Below are 20,372 nucleotides of genomic sequence, written 5' to 3'. Positions count from 1 at the left end.
GCCTTCGTCGTCCGCCGGGACGCCGTCCGCCGGGGCGGCGGGGCCCGTCGTGGGTCCGTCGTACGAGGCCCGCCGTCGTACGGACCGGTCCCCGGCGCGTTCGGTCCCCGGCGCGTACGGTCCCCCGTGCGGCTCAGTCCTCGGGCGGGGCCTCGGCCACCGCGTACGCCTCCACCGACCAGAGCGAGTAGCCGTACTGGGTGGCCCGGCGCTCGCCCTGCACCCGGATGAACCGGGTGTCCTTCGCGTCCATCCGCACCGACTCCCGCCCGCCCCGGCCCTCCGGGACGGTCGCGGCGGTGCGCCAGGTGCGGCCGTCGGCGGAGACCTGTATGCGGTAGCGGGCGGCGTACGCGTCCTGCCAGGACAGCACCACCTGCCCCAGCCGCACCGGCTCCGCGAGCTCGGCCTGCCACCACGCGCCGTCCTCGGCCGGTGAGGACCACCGGGTGGCCGGATCGCCGTCGGAGGCCGCCGACGCGGGGAAGTCCGGGGTCTCGTCGGCGGACGAGGAGACCGTGGCCGTACGGGCCAGATCCGGGCCCCCTGTACGCGGGAAGGCCCGCACGGTCAGGGTGGACTCCTGGCCGCCGAAGGCCAGCGGGACCTCGTACTCACCCGCCGGGGTGTCCGCCGGAACGGTGATGTCCACCGGCACCGACGTCAGCGATCCGCGCGGCACGGTCGTCCGCTTCGGGACCCGCACCTCGATGCCCTTGGGGGCCTTCGCGGTCAGCGAGCCCTTCACCTCGGCCGGCCGCCGTCCGGCCAGCCGCGCCACGGCCCGCTGCGGCTCCCCGCCGATCTCCGCGTCCGTCTCGCCGCGTGCCAGGTCCAGCGTCGCGGCGGGCTCGTCGCCGAACCACGGCACCAGGGCGCGCAGCCGGGGGGCGGCCGTCAGCACCGAGGGGGGCGGCGGCAGGCTGGGGCTCAGGTAGGACGGGCGGGTGGTGCGGGCGCCTTCGGGGACGGTGACCCGCACGGCGTCCGCGCGCAGCCCCTTCGCGGCGGTCTGGGTCCAGCCGGTCGGCGACAGCTGCCCCAGCGGCCGCCAGCCCTCGCCCGGCACATGGGCCTCGACGACCGCGCCCGCGAGGGCGGGACCGGGCTCGGCGAGCGCCGTCACGGCGTCCACCGGGCGGGCCCGGTCGAGACGGACCGTATAGCTGGTGCTGTCCTTGGTGACCCGGCCCGCGGCGCGGTCGACGCCGTTCCAGCCGTCGGCCGCCTTCTGGGCCCGGTCCAGGAAGGGATCGAGCACACCCTTGCCGACCGTCGCCCGCCCGGCCGCGATCTCCCGGCGCAGCGGCTCCAGCGCCAGCTGCGCCCGCCAGGCACCCGCCCCGTCGCCGCCCGCCTGCGCCTGGAGCAGGTCCACGGCCAGCTCACCGGCGCGGCCGTAGCGGGCCAGCTGCTCGGTCCACGGGCGCACCTCGTCGGCGAGCCGCCCCTCGGCGGGGGTGGCGAGCCGTTCGGGCGCCTGCCGCATCACGGTGAAGGCCGCCCGCAGCTCGCGCGCCGCCCGGTCGCGGACCGGGGCGGCGGCCGCCCGGGACTGCCAGAAGGCGGCGAACAGGGGCTGGAGATAGGCGGACTCCTCCGCGCCGAGCACCGAGTCCGCGCTGTTGCCCGCGAGCGCCCGCAGCGCGTCCCGGGCCTGCGCGTCGCCGCCCGCGAGGTCGTCGATCGCCGCCTGCCAGGACTCCTGGGGGCGGTACCCCTTCGGGTTCCAGGCGAAGTCGGCGGCGGTGAACAGCGGGATGCGCGAGGCGGACGCCTGCTCCATCGCATTGGCCAGCAGCGCCGCCGAACCGCTCGCCACCGCCGGGTCCCGGCCGGTGTACGGACCCAGGAAGATCCGGTCCTGGGCGTAGTCGTTGACCGGGTAGTTGTCCATCGTCACCAGCGGATGGCCGAACGCGGCCCGCGCCCCGGCCAGCTCGCCCCCGGTGATGGTCTTCGGTACGACCCCGACGCCGGTCCAGGCCACCTGCACCCGGTCGTCCAGCTCGGCGGCGAGCGCCGTGCGGTAGTCGGTCGCCCCGTCCTGGTAGAACTCCGTCGGCAGCACCGACAGCGGCGCCGCGCCCGGATGGCGCTCCTCCAGGTGCCGGGCGACCGCACCGGCCACCCGGGCCTGCGCGCGGGCCGCCGCCCCGGGGCCGTTGCCGAACGTCTCGGCGTCCAGGTCGCAGTGCCACTCGCTGTAGCTGACGTCCTGGAACTGGAGCTGGAAGACCCGCACCCCCAGCGCCCACATCCCGTCGATCTTCTTCGTCAGCGCCCGGACGTCCCGGTCGGAGGCCATGCACATGGCCTGGCCCGGGGAGACGGCCCAGCCGAGCGTCACATGCTCGGCGCGTGCCCTCTCCGCCAGCGCCCGGAAGTCGGCACGCCGTTCGGCCGGATACGGCTCGCGCCAGCGGGCCAGCCGGTAGGGGTCGTCGCCCGCCGCGTAGAGGTACCGGTTCTGCTTGGTGCGGCCCATGAAGGCGATCTGCGCGAGCCGCTCCTCCTGGGTCCAGGGCTGTCCGTAGAAGCCCTCGGCCATGCCGCGTACGGCCGTACCCGGCCAGTCCCGCACCACGACCCCGGCCACGGCCCCGCCGCTCACCAGCTGACGCAGGGTCTGGACCGCATGGAACAGGCCGTCTTCGCCGAGCCCGTCCAGGGCGACGGTGGCGCGCCCGGCGACCTCGCCCGACGCGATCCGGTAGCCGCCCGACGGCAGGTCGGCGCGGTCGGGCGCGCGCAGCGCCCGCAGCGCCTCCCCGGCGCCCGGGCCGCCGACGCGGATCAGGGGGCCGCGCCCCGGCAGGCTCTCGTGCACGGTCGTGACACCGGCCGCGCGCAGCAGGGAGCGGAGCTGTTCCACGGCGTACGGATCGGCGTCGGCCGATGCGACGACGGTGGCTTCGGTACCGAGGGGCAGCGCGGGCCCGGTGCTCTTGATGCTCTGGGGCCGGGGCCACACGGACGGCACCTGGGCGCCGACGGCCCGGTCGGGCGAGGTGGCGGGGGGTTTCCCGGGGTCGGCCGGGGCGGCGGTCGCGGCCGGGGCGAGGGGGCCCAGCAGCCCGCCGATCACGGCTACGGCCACGGCCGTGGCCTGCTTTCTGCGCCCGAACCGCACGTCGCGCTCCCTCGAAAGGACCTGGTGGGGTCCGAGCCCACCACCCGGGCGCGAGGGTGTCAATGCGCGTGGCTGTTCTGTCGGATTTGCCGGGAATCGTGACGCCTTCGCGCTCGGTGGGGCTGGTGTGGCCGGTGGGAGTGGCCGAAAACGGTCCATACCCGCCGCACGGGGGAACGGAATGTGACCCACAGCACGTTGGGCTCGTTGTCCGAAGGTGTACGCCGTCATTCCGAAGGCGTACGCCCGTCATGACGCCATGTGTGACGGGTGGGTCACGTCCAGGTCTGCGCATGCCAGGTCTGGGTAGGTCCTCAGGGTCCTGTTCTCCACGGCCAGGAGGCCACCATGCCCGCAGCCGCGCAGCTCCTGCTCTCCGCCCTCTCCAAACAGGTACCCGCCCAAGCCGATCCCGCACCTCTGACCAGCGGACTTCCCCTTGCCGATGTCGCCCACCTGATCAGCGGGCCGCCGCTCGCCGATATCTCCCTCCTGCTCGGTGAATCCTCCTTCGCCGACGCCGCACCGCTGACCAGCGAGCCCCCGCTCGCCGATGCCACCCCGCTCACGAGCGAGCCACCGCTCGCCGCCGTCGCCCCTCTGACCAGCGAGCCGACCGCACCCGGCACCGCAGGGGGCATGGAGTTCCCAGGAGTCTGAATGGGCTTGTCCCGGCTCGCCGCACTGCACGGTGTCGCCACCTCCTACTCCCCGTCCCCGGATGTCACGGTGTCCGTCCCCGACGACACGGTCATCGCCGTGCTCGCCGCGCTGGGCGTGGACGCCGGCACGCCGGAGGACGTACGGAGGTCACTCGTCGCCGCGGAGTCCCGCTCGCGCCTGCTGCCGCCGACCGTGGTGGTCTGGGCCGGTGAGCCACTGCCGCCCGTGCTGACCGGGCTGCCGCCCGGCTCGACCGTCACGGTCGAGCCGGAGCCGACGCCCGACGGGCCCCCGGCACCCGCCACCTCCTGGCGGGTGCCGGAGGGCGCCTCGTCCTGGAAGGCCCCGGAAGCGGCCTCTTCGGGCAAGGCCCCGGAAGCCGCCGCGCCGGGGAGCCCGGAAGCCGCCTCGCCCGGGAGCCTGGGAGTCACCGCGTCCGGGAGCCCGGAAGCCGCCCCGTCCGGGAGCCTGGGAGTCACCGCGTCCGGGAGCCCGGAAGCGGCCTCCTCGGGGAACGCCGCAGATCCGCCCGGGCCCCCGCCCGCCGCCGTCCCCGCCGGGTGGACCGAACCCCCGTACGGGGTCCACCGCCTCCACGTCCGTACGCCCGACCGTCACGAAGCCACCGCCACCCTGGTCGTCGCCCCGGCCCGGGTCCCGCAGCCGCCCGAGCGCACCCACGGCTTCCTGGTCCAGCTCTACTCCCTGCTCTCCGCCCGCTCCTGGGGCATGGGCGACCTCGGGGACCTGGCCGACCTCGCCTCCTGGGCCGGGCGCACGCTCGGCTCCGGGTTCGTCCAGGTCAACCCCCTGCACGCGGCCGTCCCGGGCCGCCCCACCGACCCCTCCCCGTACCGCCCCTCCTCGCGCCGCTTCCCCGACCCCGTCCACCTCCACGTCGAGTCCATCCCGGAGTACGGGCAGCTCCACGACCGGGCCATCCTGGACGACCTCCGCCAGGACGCCGCCGCGCTCAGCGAGGCCGTGCTCAACAAGGGCGCCCTGATCGACCGGGACGCCGTCTGGGAGCTGAAGCGGCAGGCCCTGGAGCTGATCGCGGAGGTGCCGCTCACCCCGGGCCGCCGCGCCGCCTACTGCGACTTCCTCGCCGAACAGGGCCAGGCCCTGGAGGACCACGCCCTGTGGTGCGCGCTCGCCGAGGTGCACGGGCCCGACTGGCACTCCTGGCCCGAGCCCCTGCGCGACCCCCGCTCCCCGGCCACCGCCCGCGCCCGCTCCGGACTGCTGGACCGGGTCGACCTCCACTGCCGCCTCGCCTGGCTGACCGCCACCCAGCTCGCCGCCGCCCAGCGGGCCGCCGAGGACGCCGGGATGGAGATCGGGATCGTCCACGACCTGGCCGTCGGCGTGCACCCGGCGGGCGCCGACACCTGGGCCCAGCAGGACGCCTTCGCCCACGGCATCTCGGTCGGCGCGCCCCCGGACGCCTTCAACGCGCGCGGCCAGGACTGGGGGCTGCCGCCCTGGCGCCCCGACACCCTCGCCGCCACCGGTTACGCCGCCTTCCGGGGGCTGCTGCGCGGACTGCTGGGCCATGCGGGCGCCCTCCGCATCGACCACGTCATGGGCCTCTTCCGGCTCTGGTGGGTGCCCGAGGGCAGACCGCCCACCGATGGCACGTACGTCGCGTACGACGCCGAGGCGATGCTCGCCGTCCTCGTCCTGGAGGCCCACCGCGCGGGCGCGGTCGTCGTCGGCGAGGACCTCGGCACCGTCGAGCCCGGCGTCCGCGAGGCGCTCGCCCGGCGCGGGGTGCTCGGCACCTCCGTGCTCTGGTTCGAACGCGACTGGGACGGCGACGGCCGCCCGCTCGCCCCCGGCGCATGGCGCCAGGACTGCCTGGCCACCGCCACCACCCATGACCTGCCCTCCACCGCCGCCCGGCTGACGGGCGACCATGTGACGCTCCGCCACCGCCTCGGCCTGCTCACCCGCCCCCTGGAGGCGGAGCTCACCGAGGACGTCACCGCCACCGCCGAGTGGCTCGCCCTCCTGGCCCGGCTGCGGATGCTCCCCGAGGGCGACGGCAACGAGGAGGCGGCCGTCCGCGCGGTCCACCGCTTCCTGCTCGCCACCCCCGCCCGGATGGTCGGCGTCTGGCTCCCCGACACGGTGGGCGACCGCCGCCCGCAGAACCTCCCCGGCACCTGGGACCAGTACCCCAACTGGCGCCTCCCCATCGCCGACCCCGAGGGCCACCCCGTCACCCTGGAGGAGATCGCCGCCTCGCCCCGGCTGCACGCGCTGATGGAGGTCCTGCGCCCCGGAAGAGCCCGTACGGCACCCCCGGGCGCGCGCCGCACCTAGGCGTTCGCTACGTTGGCACCGTGGACAAGAAGAACGCTAAGCGCGCCGGCGTCGTTGCGGCCGGGACGACGCTGATGATGATGCTCATGTCGGCCCCCGCACTCGCGCTCGTCCGGGACGACGGTGACGACCCGGGTCCGGGCCTGAGCGCGATGGAGACCATCGGCCTCTACGTCGTCGCGCCCATCGCCATCTTCCTGGCGATCACGGCCCTGGTCATGGTCCTGGACAAGTCCAAGAAGCAGGTCTGACCCGCACACGTACGAAGGGTGCGCCGCCGGTAGCAGCTACCGCGCGGCGCATCCGCACGTCCGGCGCCGCACGGGGCGGGGCGTGCCCTCCGGGTAGGTTGCGGCCATGACCGAGTGGGACGTCAAGAAGCTCCGCATCCTGCGCACCCTGCGGGACCACGGCACGGTGACGGCGACCGCCGAGGCGCTCCTGATGACCCCCTCCGCCGTCTCCCAGCAGCTCACCAACCTGGCCGGACAGCTCGGCGTCCAGCTCCTGGAGCCCCAGGGCCGCCGGGTCCGCCTCACCGACGCCGCCCACCTCGTCCTGCGCCACGCCGAGGCGGTCTTCGCCCAGCTGGAGCGGGCCGACGCCGAACTCACCGGCTATCTGCGCGGCGAGGCGGGCGAGGTCAGGGTGGGCGCCTTCTCCACCGCCGTGCCCGCCCTCGTCGTCCCCGCCGTGCGGCTTCTGCGCGCCGAGGACCGCCCGGGACCCGACGTACGCGTACGGGAGGCCGAGGCGGCCCAGGCGTACGAGCTGCTCACCGCGGGCGAGGTGGACCTGGCCCTCTCGCTGGCCGCCCACGCCCCGACCGCCCGCGACCCGCGCTTCTCCCTCTTCCCGCTGCTCGCCGACCCGCTGGACGTGGCGCTCCCGGCCGGTCACCCGCTGGCCGGGGCGCCCGCGCTGCGCCTGGCGGACCTGGCCGCCGACCGCTGGATCTTCGGCGGCTCGGGCCCCTGGTCCGAGATCACCACGGCCGCCTGCGAGGCGGCGGGCTTCGTCCCCGAGCAGGCCCACAGCGCCGCGGGCTGGACCGCGATCCTCGCCCTGGTGGAGGCGGGCATGGGCATTGCGCTCGTGCCCCGGATGGCCTCCCGGGAGCAGCACCGCGAGGGCGTGGTGATGCGGGTCCTGGCCGCCGACCAGCCGCGCCGCCATGTGGTGGCGGCGGTCCGGCACGGGGCGGAGAGCGGCCCGGCGGTGGCGCGGGTGCTCGGAGCACTCACCCGGGTCGCGGAATCGTTCAGCTGAGCTGAACGGTATGTACGAAAACTTTCGATGGACCTGATGGGTCGGTCGGGGCGAAGGTAGGGACATGACCTTCGACGCGAACGAGACCGCATGGCAGAACTCCGCCACCCAGAACCCCGACACCGACCCCCACGCCAATGACGCCGCGCCCTACGGCGGCGGCGACCCGTACGCCGACTACCGAGAGGCGGGCGACCTCCCCTTCACCGAGCTGGTCGACCTCGCCGACCGCCGCCTCGGCGCGGGCGTGATCGCCGCCAACGACGAGTTCTTCGCCGAGCGCGAGAACCTCCTGATCCGCGAGCGTGCCGTCTTCGACCCCGAGCACTTCGGCCACAAGGGCAAGATCATGGACGGCTGGGAGACCCGCCGCCGCCGTGGCGCCGACGCCGGTCACCCCTTCCCGGCCCCCGAGGACCACGACTGGGCGATCGTCCGCCTCGGCGCCCCCGGCATCGTGCGCGGCCTGGTCGTGGACACCGCGCACTTCCGCGGCAACTACCCCCAGCGCGTATCGGTGCAGGCCACCGCCGTCGAGGGCGCCCCGGGCCCCGAGGAGCTGCTCGCCGACGACGTGAAGTGGGAGGAGATCCTTCCGCCCACCCCCGTACGCGGCCACGCGGCCAACGCCTTCGAGATCACCGACGGCCGCCGCTACACCCACCTGCGCCTGTGCCAGCACCCCGACGGCGGCATAGCCCGCCTCCGGGTCCACGGCGAGGTCGTCCCCGACCCGGCCTGGATCGCCGCGCTCGGCACCGTCGACCTGATCTCGGTGCTCAACGGCGGTACGTACGAGGACGCCTCCGACCGCTTCTACTCCTCGCCCACCCAGATCATCCTGCCGGGCACCTCCCGCAAGATGGACGACGGCTGGGAGAACCGCCGCCGCCGGGTCCGCGACACCAACGACTGGGTCCGCTTCCGCCTCCCCGCCCAGGGCGCGGTCCGCGCGGTCGAGATCGACACCGCCTACCTCAAGGGCAACTCCGCCGGCTGGATCGCCCTCCAGGGCCGCAACGGCGACACCGGCGAGTGGTTCGAGATCATCCCGCGCACCCGCCTCCAGCCCGACACCCTCCACCGCTTCGTGCTCCGCGCCCAGGCCGTCGTCACCCACGTCCGCCTCGACGCCTTCCCCGACGGCGGGGTGGCCCGGATGCGGCTGCACGGCAGCTTCACGGAGTCCGGCACGGCCGCGCTCACCCGCCGCTACGAGGAGTCGGGCGCCGTGACCCCGTAACTCCTCGTTCGGCGCCCTCAGTTCCCGCCCGGCGGACGGCTGCGCTCCCGCGCCCGCCCGCCGGGCGGTCTCCAGCGGGGCGCGCGGCTCAGGCGGCGTACGCGGAGAGCCGCAGCGTCCGGGCCAGCACCCACCAGGTGCCCCAGGCGAACGCGCTGTTGGCGGTGTTGCAGAACGCCGCGCCCGTGCAGTCGGTGGGCCGGTCCTGCCAGGCGCGGACGGTCAGGGTGTGGAAGCCCAGGGTCCGCGAGAACGAGAAGCGGATGTGCATGCCGCTGCCCAGCTGGTGCCCCGGCAGCGAGGCGATCTGGAGGACGTCGTCCCCGATGTGCTCGACCTCCACGGGATTGCCGCCCAGCAGCTCACAGCGGTCACCGGCCCGGACCCGGCCCGCACAGCCGCCGCTCACCGGGAAGAGCCAGAAGTGGTCGGTCAGCTGCGCCCGGACCGCGTGCGCCCCGGTGAACGGGTGCAGGCCGAGGCTGTACCCGTACGTGTAGAGGCCGTAGCAGTCCGCCGGACCCGCCCGGCAGTCGGCGGGGGGCTCCGGAGCGGCGGACGGGCCCGCCAGCAGGCCCGCGCACAGGGCCAGCGCGACCGGGACGGCGGAGAAGCCCGGCATCGACCCTCCCGTGGCCTGCGTCCGGAGCTGCGACGACCCTTCGGACGCTAGGGCCTCTCGTATGGATCATGCCGGGCTCGCGGGGTCCGGCACGCGCATCTGCGGCGTTGTCGTCAATCACCAACGCTCCGCGTTGCCTCAATCCTCCGCCTTGCAGCTGCACGCACCGGACCCCGCTCCCTGATCCGGCCTGATCCATACGAAAGACCCTAGGCCACGGGAGACCACCCCGCGCGCGGACGTACGGCAAACGCGCGGCGTACGGCGACGTGAGGACGTATGGCAAACGCGCGGGCGTACGGCAAAGGGGCGGACGTACGCCGAGCGCGCTGGCGTACGGCAAAGAGGCGGGCGCGCACGCCGGACGCGCGGGCGTACGCCGAAGGGGCGCCCCCTCCGCCGCAGCGGTGAGAGCGCCCCCACACAGACGGGCCGCTACGCCGTGGCCGCCGCCGCGTCCGCCGCCTGGGCCTTCAGCGCGCGCTCCACGCCCGACCGGGACTCCGACATCATCCGGCGCAGGGCCGCGCTCGGCTCGGCCGAGGACAGCCAGGCGTCCGTGGCGTCCAGCGTCTCCTGGGAGACCTGGAGCGCCGGGTAGAGGCCCACGATGATCTGCTGGGCCATCTCGTGGCTGCGCGAGTCCGAGACCTCCTTCACCGAGGCGAAGTACTTCTCCGTGTACGGGGCCAGCAGCTCGCGCTGGTCCGACTGGACGAAGCCGCTGATGACCGCTTCCTGGAGCGAGTTGGGCAGCTCGCCCGACTCCACGACCGAGGCCCACGCCTGGGCCTTGGCCTCCTCCGTGGGCTGCGAGGCCCGCGCGGTGGCCGCGTGGCGCTCGCCCGCCGCCGTCTTGTCGCGCTCGTACTCGGCGGCGATCTCCTCCTCGTCGAGCAGGCCGACGGCCGCCAGCCGCTGCACGAACGACCAGCGCAGCTCGGTGTCGACGGTGAGGCCCTCGATGGACTCCGTACCGTCCAGCAACGACTGGAGCAGGTCCAGCTGCTGCGGGTTGCGGGCCGTCGCCGCGAAGGCACGGGCCCACGCCAGCTGGTGGTCGCTGCCCGGCTCCGAGGCGCGCAGGTGCGCCAGCGTCGCGTCGGTCCACTGGTTGAGCGCGCCCTCACGGGTCTCCGGCGCCGCGTACAGGTCCAGGGCCAGCTTCACCTGGCGGTGCAGCGACTGGACGACGCCGATGTCGGTCTCCTTGCCGATGCCGGAGAGCACCAGCGCCAGGTAGTCCCGGGTGGCCAGCTCGCCGTCGCGGGTCATGTCCCAGGCCGAGGCCCAGCACAGGGCGCGCGGCAGCGACTCGGTGAAGTCGCCCAGGTGCTCGGTGACGACCCGCAGCGACTCGGCGTCCAGGCGGACCTTGGCGTACGAGAGGTCGTCGTCGTTGAGCAGGACGACCGCCGGACGGGCCTTGCCCACCAGGGCGGGCACGTCGGTGCGCTCGCCGTCGACGTCCAGCTCGATCCGGTCCGTACGGACGAGCTTGCCGCTCCCGTCCAGATCGTACGCGCCGATCGCGATCCGGTGCGGGCGCAGCGTCGGCTCGCCCTTGGCCCCGGCGGGCAGCGCGGGGGCCTCCTGGAGCACGGTGAAGGAGGTGATCCGGCCGTCCGCGCCGGTCTCGATCTCCGGGCGCAGGATGTTGATCCCGGCTGTCTCCAGCCACGCCTTCGACCAGGTCTTCAGATCGCGGCCGGAGGTCTTCTCCAGCGCGCCCAGCAGGTCGGAGAGGCGGGTGTTGCCGAAGGCGTGCGCCTTGAAGTACGCCTGCACGCCCTGGAAGAACGCGTCCTTGCCGACGTACGCCACGAGCTGCTTGAGCACCGAGGCGCCCTTGGCGTACGTGATCCCGTCGAAGTTGACGAGGACGTCGTCCAGGTCGCTGATGTCCGCCATGATCGGGTGCGTGGAGGGCAGCTGGTCCTGCCGGTACGCCCAGGTCTTCATGGAGTTGGCGAACGTGGTCCAGGAGTGCGGCCACTTCGAGCCCGCCGCGTCGGCCTGGCAGGCGATCGAGGTGTAGGTGGCGAACGACTCGTTGAGCCAGAGGTCGTTCCACCACTCCATCGTCACGAGGTCGCCGAACCACATGTGGGCCAGCTCGTGCAGGATCGTCTCGGCCCGCACCTCGTACGCCGCGTCCGTCACCTTGGAGCGGAAGACGTACTGGTCGCGGATGGTGACCGCGCCCGCGTTCTCCATGGCGCCCGCGTTGAACTCCGGGACGAAGAGCTGGTCGTACTTGGCGAACGGGTAGGCGTAGTCGAACTTCTCCTGGAACCACTCGAAGCCCTGCCGGGTGACGGCGAAGATGTCCTCCGCGTCCAGGTACTCCGCGAGCGAGGGGCGGCAGTAGATGCCGAGCGGGACGGACTGGCCGTCCTTCTCGTAGCTGCTGTGCACCGAGTGGTACGGGCCGACGATGAGCGCCGTGATGTACGTGGAGATGCGCGGCGTCGGCTCGAACGTCCAGACGTCGTCCTTCGGCTCGGGCGTCGGCGAGTTCGAGATGACCGTCCAGCCGGCGGGGGCCTTCACGGTGAACCGGAAGGTCGCCTTCAGGTCCGGCTGCTCGAAGGAGGCGAAGACGCGGCGCGCGTCCGGCACCTCGAACTGGGTGTACAGGTAAGCCTGTTCGTCGACCGGGTCGACGAACCGGTGCAGGCCCTCACCGGTGTTGGTGTACGCGCAGTCGGCGACGACCTTCAGCTCGTTGGCGCCCTCGTTCAGCTGCGGCAGCGCGATCCGCGAGTCGCGGAACACGGCGGCGACGTCCAGCGCCTCGCCGTTGAGCACGACCTCGTGGACGGCCGGGGCGACCAGGTCGATGAAGGTCTCCGCACCGGCCTCCGCGGAGTCGAAGCGCACGGTGGTCACGGACCGGTAGGTGCCGCCCTCCTGCGCTCCGGAGAGGTCGAGATCGATCTCGTACGCGTCCACGGTCAGCAGGCGCGCCCGCTCCTGTGCCTCTTCGCGGGTCAGATTCGTGCCAGGCACGCGGTCATCTCCTTGGTGTGCTACTTGTATGCGGCGGTTTTGCCCATCCTTCCATGGGTGACGCGCATAGAGGGCTCCCTGTGGACCATCCCGGCCGCGCACCCCAGCGCGATGTCCGATTTCCGCCGGACCCGGGCCCCGGACCGGAGCAGGCTGTCCACCATGACCACCTACGAAGCCCGCCCCATCGCCCCCGCCGCCCTCGCCGAACTCCGCGCCACCGACGACGCGGGCCGCCCCTGCGCCCCGTACACCGATACGGAAGGCGGCGCCCCGCTCCGCTGCTGCCTGCGCGGCAGCGAACCGGGGGAGCGCATCGCGCTGGTCTCCTACGCCCCGCTGCGCCGCTGGGCGGCCGGGACCGGGGCGAGCCCGGGGGCGTACGACGAACAGGGCCCCGTCTTCATCCACGCCGAGGAGTGCGCGGGCCCGGACCCGGAGCGCCCGGGCTACCCGTTCACGCGCCCCGGCGCCCTGCGCACGCTGCGCCGCTACGACGCGCGCGGGCACATCGTGGGCGGCCGGCTGCTGGAGATCCCGGCCGAGGAGGAGAAGGGGTTCGACGCGGCGTTCGACGAGGCGTTCGCGGACCCGGAGGTGGAGCTGGTGCATGTGCGGGCGGTGGAGTACGGGTGCCTCCACTTCGAGGTGCGGCGGGTGTGAGGCGCGCGCACGAAGGGGCGGCCACCGGTGTTGCCCGGTGGCCGCCCCTTTCTCCGCAGGCGTACGGATACGTGTAGACGCGAGCGCGAGCGCGAGCGCGTTCGCATAAGAAGGTCGCGCGTCGGCCGGGAAGGCCGTGCGTCAGCCCTTCAGCTCGGCCGCCACCAGCTCCGCGATCTGTACGGCGTTCAGCGCCGCGCCCTTGCGGAGGTTGTCGTTGGAGACGAAGAGCGCGAGGCCGTTGTCCACGGTCTCGTCGACCCGGATGCGGCCCACGTAGGAGGCGTCCTTGCCCGCCGCCTGGAGCGGGGTCGGGATCTCCGAGAGCTCGACACCGTCCGCGTCCTTCAGCAGCTCGTAAGCGCGCTCGACACCGATCGGGCGGGCGAAGCGGGCGTTGATCTGGAGCGAGTGGCCGGAGAAGACCGGGACCCGGACGCAGGTGCCGGAGACCTTCAGCTCCGGGATCTCCAGGATCTTGCGGGACTCGTTGCGGAGCTTCTGCTCCTCGTCCGTCTCGAAGGAGCCGTCGTCCACGATCGAGCCCGCCAGCGGCAGCACGTTGAAGGCGATCGGACGCTTGTAGACGCCCGGCTCGGGGAAGTCCACGGCCTCGCCGTCGTGGACCAGCTTCTCGGCGTCGGCGACGACCTTGGACGCCTGGCCGTGCAGCTCGGAGACCCCGGCGAGACCGGAGCCGGAGACGGCCTGGTAGGTCGCGACGGTCAGCGCTTCGAGACCGGCCTCGTCGTGCAGCGGGCGCAGCACGGGCATGGCGGCCATCGTGGTGCAGTTCGGGTTGGCGATGATCCCCTTGGGCCGGACCCGGGCCGCGTGCGGGTTGACCTCGGAGACGACGAGGGGGACCTCGGGGTCCTTGCGCCAGGCGGAGGAGTTGTCGATCACCACGGCGCCCTGGGAGGCGACCTTCTCGGCCAGCGCCTTCGAGGTCGCGCCACCGGCGGAGAACAGCACGATGTCCAGCCCGGTGTAGTCGGCCGTGGAGGCGTCCTCGACGGTGACGGGCGCGTCCTTGAAGGCGATCGTGGAGCCCGCGGACCGGGCGGAGGCGAACAGCCGCAGCTCGTCGACCGGGAAGTCCCGCTCGGCCAGGATCTTGAGCATGACTGTGCCGACCTGACCGGTGGCGCCGACGATTCCGACCTTCACTGGGACTCCTCTGTTCGTGTGCGCGGCCCGTTTGCCGCTCCATGATGCGTATGTCCGGGCCCGCCTTGTCCAATCCATTGTCCGACCTGCGGACTTCCATGGACCGGGCCGAACGTTTCGTCGTCCTGCCGCGTCGTAGGGGAAACATCTTCGGGGGAGGTACGGGGTGCCGGTGAGGAGAGAACGGGGTCCGGGCGATCCGCTCGGCCCCGCGCAGGTGGACCGCGTGCGGGCCGTCCTGTCGCTGGGCGGGGTGCCGTACGCGGACCTCCAGGACGGGGTGCAGCAGATCCGGCTGCGCCTCCTGGAGCGCACCGCGCGGGGCCAGGAGCCGCCGGGGGACCTCGGGGCCTGGGCGGCCGTGGTCGCCTCGAACCTGGCGGCCGACTGGCACCGGGGGCGGGGCCGCCAGGAGCGGGTGGCGGCCCGTCTCGCCGCCCTGGACCCGCCCGGCGGGGCCACGGCGGGCGGCCAGGAGGCACGGCTGCTGGCCCTCACGGTCGCGGCCGGGCTCGACGCGCTGCCCGAACCGCAGCGCCAGGCCCTGGTGCTGCGGTTCTACGCGGACCTCTCGGTCCCGCAGATCGCCTCCGAGCTGGGGATTCCGCAGGGCACGGTCAAGAGCAGGCTCTACGCGGCGGCGCGCACGATGCGGGAGCGGCTGGCGCCGCTGCACGCGGACGGGGTGGTGTGACGATGAACACGGACGGGAACACGGACGGGAACGCGGGCGACGGCGGCACGTACGCGGCCGGGACCACGGGCGGCAGCGACAAGCGAGCGGCCGGGAACGCGGACGACGGCCACGAGACCGACGCGCTCATGGCCGTACTGCTCGGGGAGCCCGCCCCGGAGGGCGACGGTCCGGCCGTACGCCGTCACGAGGCGGCCCGGCGGGACATGGAGGTGCTCGGCGCGCAGCTCCGGCTGATCGGGGACCGGCTGGGAGCGTCGGAGCCGGGAACGTACGGGATCGCCCCCACGGCCCCTATGGCCCCCACAGCCTCCACGGCCCCCCGCCCGCGCCGGGGGAGGCCCCGGGGGCGGACCCTCGCGCTCGCCGCCTGCGCCGTGCTGGCCGTCGGGCTCGCCGGGGCCGGTCTCCTCCGGGCGATCGCGACCTCCGCCGCCGAGGAGGAGGGCTATGCGGCCAAGCTCACCGAGGAGGGCATCGTGGCGTGCGCGCGCCTCGTGGTGGACGGCACGGTCGTCCGTACGGAGCGCGTCGCGCCCGGGGTGCGGGTGGTGCTGGACGTCGAGCGCTCCCTGAAACCGGAGCGGGCCCCCGCGCGGGCCGCCTTCCTGGTGCCGGGCGAGGAAGCGGACCTCTACCGGCCGGGGGCCCCGGTGACCGTCGTGGTCTCCCGCTTCCCGGACGAGCCGGTCATGGCGTACACGGAGGACGGCGACCGCGCGGACGCCTGGGCCCGGCTCTCGGCCGCGCTCCCGGCCGCGCGGGGGCTGGAGTGCCCGGGGCGGGGCTGACCGGGACGTACGGCGGGGCGGGTGCTCGTCATGAGCACCCGCCCCGCTGTTGATCACGATGGATCAGACCCCGTCGGAGGTGGTCCGCCGGGAGGTGATCCGGTCCGTTACGGCGTGACCTTCTCGATCACGACGCTGCCGGTGCCCGCGGCCGTGCCGCGCGCGTTGACCAGCTGGACCTCACCGAAGAACTGCCGTCCCTCGGGAGCCGCACCGGCGACCACGACCTCGGCGCCGACCTGCGCCGAGGCGCCGTTCGCGAGGTTGTAGGTCTTCGACGTGTCGACCTTCAGGGTGCCGAGCGAGGCCGTGTAGTACACGTCCCGGTAGTCGTACGTGGTCGACCCCGACGGGACCGAGTAGCCCTCGACGATGACCGTGTACGTACCGGCGGCCGGGTTGGTCAGGCTGACCCGCTCCTCGGAACCGGCGGTGGTGCCGCTGCCGACCTGGGTGGCGCCCCGGAAGACGTACAGGTCGAGGTCGGCGTTGGCGTCCGACGTACCGCCGATGGCGAAGTCGAGCTTCTCGACGCCCGCACCGATGGTGACCGTGGTCTGCCGGGTCTGGCCCGTGGAGATCGACGGCTTGTCGACCTTGGCCGAGCCGAGCGAGCCGCCCTTGAGCTTGCCCTCAAGAGCCGCCGCGCCGTTGGTGACCTTCCAGTTCACCGCGGCCGGAGCGCCGATCTTCGCCTCGGCGATGGTCTGCACCGCCGGGTCGAAGGCGGCACCGAGGATCGAGACGTCCAGCTTGAACGGGTTGTCCAGCAGCGGCGACGTACGGCGCGACTCGACCTCGATCTCCCACACGCCGGGGTACGGGTCCTTGTAGGACCGCACGTCCGGACGGCAGACGTTCGCCGGGTTCTCGTAGTTCGGGTAGCAGTTGACCGTGGAGGTCGGGTCGACCGGCGTCCCGTACGGGTGCAGGGCGATGAACCGGGTCTGGCTGCCCGAGCGCAGCGCGCTGAGGGCGACCTCAAGGGTCTTGGCGCCCTCCGGCACGTTGAAGAAGTACGAGGTGGTGCCGTTGCGCTGCACCGAGCTCGAGTTCTTGAACGCGTAGGTGGGGTGGTTCAGCTCGTGCGCGACGACGACCGTGGAGAGGACCTGGTGGTCGATCCCGATGGTCTTGCTGTCGTCCAGCTCCAGGATGGCGCTGTGCACGCCGGCCTTCTTGGCCTTCGCCGTGACCTTCAGCTTCACCGGGACGTCGAGCGGCAGCGAGACGTACTCGGGGCTGCTCAGCTTGAAGGTGCCGTTGTTGTTCTTCCACGACAGCTTGTGCTGGACGTTGCGGTCCGGGCCCGTGGTGCGGGTGACGGTGATCTCGTAGACCTTTGTCTCGCCGACCTTGAGGCCGCCCTCACGGTCGTAGAGGCCGGTGCCGAAGCCCGGGTCCTTGAGCGCGAAGTCGATCGCGGTGTCGACCGGGGCCTTCACCTTGTACTCGTGCGCCGGGTTGCCCTTCTTGGTGATGAGCTTCCAGGCACCGACGATGTCGATCAGACCGGAACCCTGGACGTGCGCGGGCACGTCCTTGATGTGCGACGCGGAGCTGGTCAGTGCGACACGGAGGTCGGCCGGGGGCAGCTCCAGGCCCTTCTGCTTCGCGGCGGAGAGCAGCAGGGCCGCGGCGCCGGCGGCCTGCGGCGAGGCCATCGAGGTGCCCTGGAGCATCGAGTAGCCGGGCGGCAGGGCGTAGCCCGCCTCCCTGACCGGACCGCCCTCGGCCCAGGTCTGGGTGGTGTTGATCGCCGCGCCCGGGGCCGCGATGGTCGGCGTGAAGCCGCCGTCCTCACGCGGACCGCGCGAGGAGAAGGGGAGCATGTCGTACTTCTTGGTGACGTTGGAGCCGTAGTTCGCGGCCCAGGTCTCCTTGGAGATCGACGCGCCCACCGAGATGACGTGGTCGGCCAGGGCCGGGTCACCGATGGTGTTGAGGCCCGGACCGCTGTTGCCCGCGGAGATGACGAGCTGGACGCCGTAGATGTCGATCAGGCGCTTGTACAGCTCGGCGCGGGCGTTGTTGCCGTCGTTCAGCGGCGGCAGGCCGCCGATCGACATGTTGACGATGTCGACCCCGCGGTTGACGACGAGGTCGATCATGCCCTCGGTCAGCGCGATGTTGGTGCAGCCGCCGGACCAGGTGCAGGCGCGCGAGGAGACGACCTTGGCGCCGGGGGCGGCACCATTCATCTCGCCGCCGAACAGGCCGTTGGCCGCGGTGATGCCCGCCACGTGCGTGCCGTGCGAGCCCTCGATCACGCCGATGTTGACGTAGTCGGCCTTGGCGCCCGCCGCGTTGTAGACCACGTTCTTACGGGTCTCGACGACGAACGGGATGCGCTCGACGACCTTGGTGCGCGGGTCGTCCTCACCGAAGTACGCGACCTGGAACTTGTCCTTGTACGGCTTGAGGGCCTTGTCGTCGGAGAAGTCGGCGTTCTCGTTCAGGTCGACCCGGACGGTGCCCTTGACCGGGTCGTACAGCACGCCCCAGACGTCGGTGGTGTCACCGTCGCGGTTGAGGTCGCCCGCCATGTCGCCGCCGGTGGTGGCCGCCTCGGCGAAGGTGACGAACCTGTAGCTGCCCGCCGGGGCCGAGTACGTCTTGCCGCCGACCGTGAAGGTCGGGCCGGTGACCGTCTGCGACATCCGCAGCCAGGTGCCGTCGCCGTCGTTGACCGGGTCGGTCGCGGTGACCCAGTCGACGATCTTGCGCTCGCCGGTGGTGGTCTTCTTCAGCGCGGGGTGGCCGAGGTCGACACCGGAGTCCAGGACACCGATGGTGATCCCGCGGCCGTCGGCCTTCGGGTTCTTCTTGACGAAGTCGACCGCGCCCGTCTCGAAGGACGGGTTGTACGGGTTGGCGGCCGGGGTCTTCTTGCCGGGGGCGGGGTAACTGCCCGTGGCCTTCAGCTGCTTCGCCCCCGCGGCCCGGTCGCCCGAGGGCGTCGGGTCGTCCAGCTTGATCTCCTGCTTGAGATCGATGCCGAGGACGGACTTGAGCTTGGAGGCGGCCTCGATGGTGGCCTCGGCGGTGCCGGTCGGCACCGTCGCCCGGACGTAGCCGAGCTTGTCGTAGGTCTGGCCGAGCACGGAGCCCTTGACGGCGTCCAGCTGCTCGGTGACCTGCTCGGTCGCCCCCGGGGTGGTGGCGATCATCATCGTGATGTTCTTCTCGCCCTTGGCCTCGGCCTTGGCCAGAACCTCGGCGTCGGCCTTGCCGAGCTTGTCGCCCCGGTCGCTTGTGGCGGCCGGTTTGACGGGTGCCGGTGCCGGGTCTTCGACGGCGAACACCGGCGCGGCGCTGGAGGCCGCGAGGGCGGCAGCCAGGCCGGCGGCGGCCGCGATGCGCACGGCGCGTCTCGTCCCGGATATGGAGCTGGGGGATTCCTTGGTCATCAGCATCCCTGTAATCGAAAGAGAGAGTCCGGAATTCGGTACCGGATGACCGCTCAGCCTGTCGTAAATGACAGAGGTTTGTGGAGAGTTGACGGAGACGAGTCAGGTACATGGCACAGATCCGCCACTGGGGACGATGCGTCACGCGGGATGAATGAGGCCAAAGCGACTGCTGGAACCAGAGATTCCGGCATCGCGGGCCGAGTGGTCCGGACCAGTGGCGCCCGCCCGCCGGTGCGCGTCCCGGTCAGCGCGGCAGCACCACGAGGTACGCCGGGGGCTCCCGGTCGTCCGCCGCCATCAGGGCCGTACGCACCACTGTGGCCTGCTGGTCCATCGCCTCGCGGAGCTTGCGCGGGGTGAGGTGGACGACCGTGACCCCGAGCCGTTCCAGCCGCTCCCGCTTGGCGGCGTACGCGGACCACTGCGGGTCCTCCGTGCGCCCCGGGCTTTGGTTCCCGCCCCGCCGCCCCTCTTCCGGCACACCGAACCGGGGTGCCCGGGTGTCCAGCTCGACGGCGACGGCGAGATCCGGCCAGTACGCGTCGACCCCGCCCAGCTCCGGTCCGCCCGGCAGCCGCAGGCCGACGTTCCACAGCGGCTCGGGCAGCCCGTGCTCGCGCACCATCGTGTACAGCCGCGCCTCCGCATCCGCCCGCCCCTCCGCCAGCAGCGCGTCCACCGCACCCACCACCGCGGGCCGCCCCAGCAGCTTCGCCACGCTCAGCTCCCGCACCACGGCGGCCGGTTCGCTGTGCCCGGCCCGTACGGCCTCGGTCAGCAGCCGCGTCACGTCCTCCGCCTCGCCCAGCCCCGCCACCGCGTCGGCCAGCGCCCGCTCCACCGGGGCGACGGGCACCCCGGCCAGCCGCACCGGAACGGGCAGCGCGGCCGCCCGCACCACCTCCACGAACCGGGTGGACCGCAGCCGCCGGGTGCGCGGCACCAGGACATCGACGCGGTGCAGCGCGGCCAGGTCCGGCGCCGAGGCGAAGCCGTACAGCGCGAGCGCCGCCAGACCGGTCACCATCGCCTCGCCGAACCCCGCGTCCGCCTGCTCCGGGACCGCCCGCCGGGAGGAGGCGGGCGGGCGCCCCGCGTACAACAGCGCGCCGTACAGCCGCTCCTGGCCGCTGGGCGCGCCCGCGTGCAGCAGGTAGACCCCCGGCAGCAGGTGCTGCCAGGGCCCGCCGGGCAGGCACTGCGCGGACGTCTGCGCGGCGGAGACGCCCCGCGCCCGGAGCTGGGCGGCGGACAGGACGCGGTGCGTCACGTCCTGGAGGTGGTGCAGGGGGCGGGGGAACAGGGGGGAGAGCGGGGTGTTCTGGGTCATGCCCGATGATTTCCCGCCAACCCAGGCTGCCCTAACCCCTG

At 73.2% G+C, this 20,372-nt stretch carries 13 protein-coding genes; 7 read left to right on the top strand and 6 right to left on the bottom strand.

The window, feature by feature from the left end:
* Positions 1–133: 133 nt before the first annotated feature.
* Entirely contained in the window at positions 134–3,133 is a 3,000-nt protein-coding gene (locus tag B7C62_10000) for a hyaluronidase (protein ARF72566.1), read from the bottom strand.
* A gap of 348 nt (positions 3,134–3,481) precedes the next feature.
* On the opposite strand from B7C62_10000, the gene B7C62_09995 reads away from it, so the two are divergent.
* From B7C62_09995 to B7C62_09980, 4 genes are all read left to right on the top strand, one after another.
* Positions 3,482–3,793 carry a hypothetical protein gene (locus B7C62_09995; protein ARF72565.1) on the top strand — a complete coding sequence of 104 codons (312 nt, stop codon included), beginning with the start codon at positions 3,482–3,484 and terminating at the stop codon, positions 3,791–3,793.
* A gap of 195 nt (positions 3,794–3,988) precedes the next feature.
* Positions 3,989–6,124 (top strand): 4-alpha-glucanotransferase, encoded by a 2,136-nt coding sequence (locus B7C62_09990; GenBank protein ARF77079.1) that lies wholly within the window; start codon positions 3,989–3,991, stop codon positions 6,122–6,124.
* A 357-nt stretch (positions 6,125–6,481) separates the two neighbouring features.
* Positions 6,482–7,393, top strand: coding sequence for a LysR family transcriptional regulator (locus B7C62_09985; GenBank protein ARF72564.1), 912 nt, complete (start codon positions 6,482–6,484; stop codon positions 7,391–7,393).
* A 64-nt stretch (positions 7,394–7,457) separates the two neighbouring features.
* A complete protein-coding gene (locus tag B7C62_09980) occupies positions 7,458–8,636 on the top strand; it encodes an allantoicase (protein ID ARF72563.1) in 1,179 nt (392 codons plus the stop codon).
* Between the two features lie 88 nt (positions 8,637–8,724).
* Here the strand turns inward: B7C62_09980 and B7C62_09975 are convergent, their stop codons facing one another.
* The gene (locus B7C62_09975; GenBank protein ARF72562.1) at positions 8,725–9,258 is read right to left on the bottom strand and encodes a hypothetical protein; all 534 of its coding nucleotides are present in this window, start codon (positions 9,256–9,258) and stop codon (positions 8,725–8,727) included.
* A 435-nt stretch (positions 9,259–9,693) separates the two neighbouring features.
* Positions 9,694–12,270, bottom strand: coding sequence for an aminopeptidase N (locus B7C62_09970; protein ID ARF72561.1), 2,577 nt, complete (start codon positions 12,268–12,270; stop codon positions 9,694–9,696).
* Between the two features lie 162 nt (positions 12,271–12,432).
* On the opposite strand from B7C62_09970, the gene B7C62_09965 reads away from it, so the two are divergent.
* A complete protein-coding gene (locus B7C62_09965) occupies positions 12,433–12,933 on the top strand; it encodes a hypothetical protein (protein ARF72560.1) in 501 nt (166 codons plus the stop codon).
* Positions 12,934–13,074: 141 nt separating this feature from the next.
* Here B7C62_09965 and B7C62_09960 read toward each other — a convergent pair whose 3' ends face one another.
* Positions 13,075–14,103 carry an aspartate-semialdehyde dehydrogenase gene (locus tag B7C62_09960; GenBank protein ARF72559.1) on the bottom strand — a complete coding sequence of 343 codons (1,029 nt, stop codon included), beginning with the start codon at positions 14,101–14,103 and terminating at the stop codon, positions 13,075–13,077.
* Between the two features lie 166 nt (positions 14,104–14,269).
* Here B7C62_09960 and B7C62_09955 point away from each other — a divergent pair, with 166 nt between their 5' ends.
* Positions 14,270–14,797 (top strand): RNA polymerase subunit sigma-70, encoded by a 528-nt coding sequence (locus B7C62_09955; protein ARF72558.1) that lies wholly within the window; start codon positions 14,270–14,272, stop codon positions 14,795–14,797.
* 2 nt (positions 14,798–14,799) lie between these two features.
* Positions 14,800–15,588 (top strand): hypothetical protein, encoded by a 789-nt coding sequence (locus B7C62_09950; protein ID ARF72557.1) that lies wholly within the window; start codon positions 14,800–14,802, stop codon positions 15,586–15,588.
* A gap of 107 nt (positions 15,589–15,695) precedes the next feature.
* Here B7C62_09950 and B7C62_09945 read toward each other — a convergent pair whose 3' ends face one another.
* Both B7C62_09945 and B7C62_09940 read right to left on the bottom strand, forming a co-directional pair.
* Entirely contained in the window at positions 15,696–18,998 is a 3,303-nt protein-coding gene (locus B7C62_09945; GenBank protein ARF77078.1) for a serine protease, read from the bottom strand.
* Positions 18,999–19,245: 247 nt separating this feature from the next.
* The gene (locus B7C62_09940; GenBank protein ARF72556.1) at positions 19,246–20,331 is read right to left on the bottom strand and encodes a hypothetical protein; all 1,086 of its coding nucleotides are present in this window, start codon (positions 20,329–20,331) and stop codon (positions 19,246–19,248) included.
* Positions 20,332–20,372: the final 41 nt, after the last annotated feature.

Origin of the sequence: Kitasatospora albolonga, assembly GCA_002082585.1 — a bacterium.
Classification (GTDB): Bacteria; Actinomycetota; Actinomycetes; order Streptomycetales; family Streptomycetaceae; genus Streptomyces; species Streptomyces stephensoniae.
Note: the sequence above shows the minus strand (reverse complement) of the source record. Positions and strands in the feature narration are given on the sequence as shown.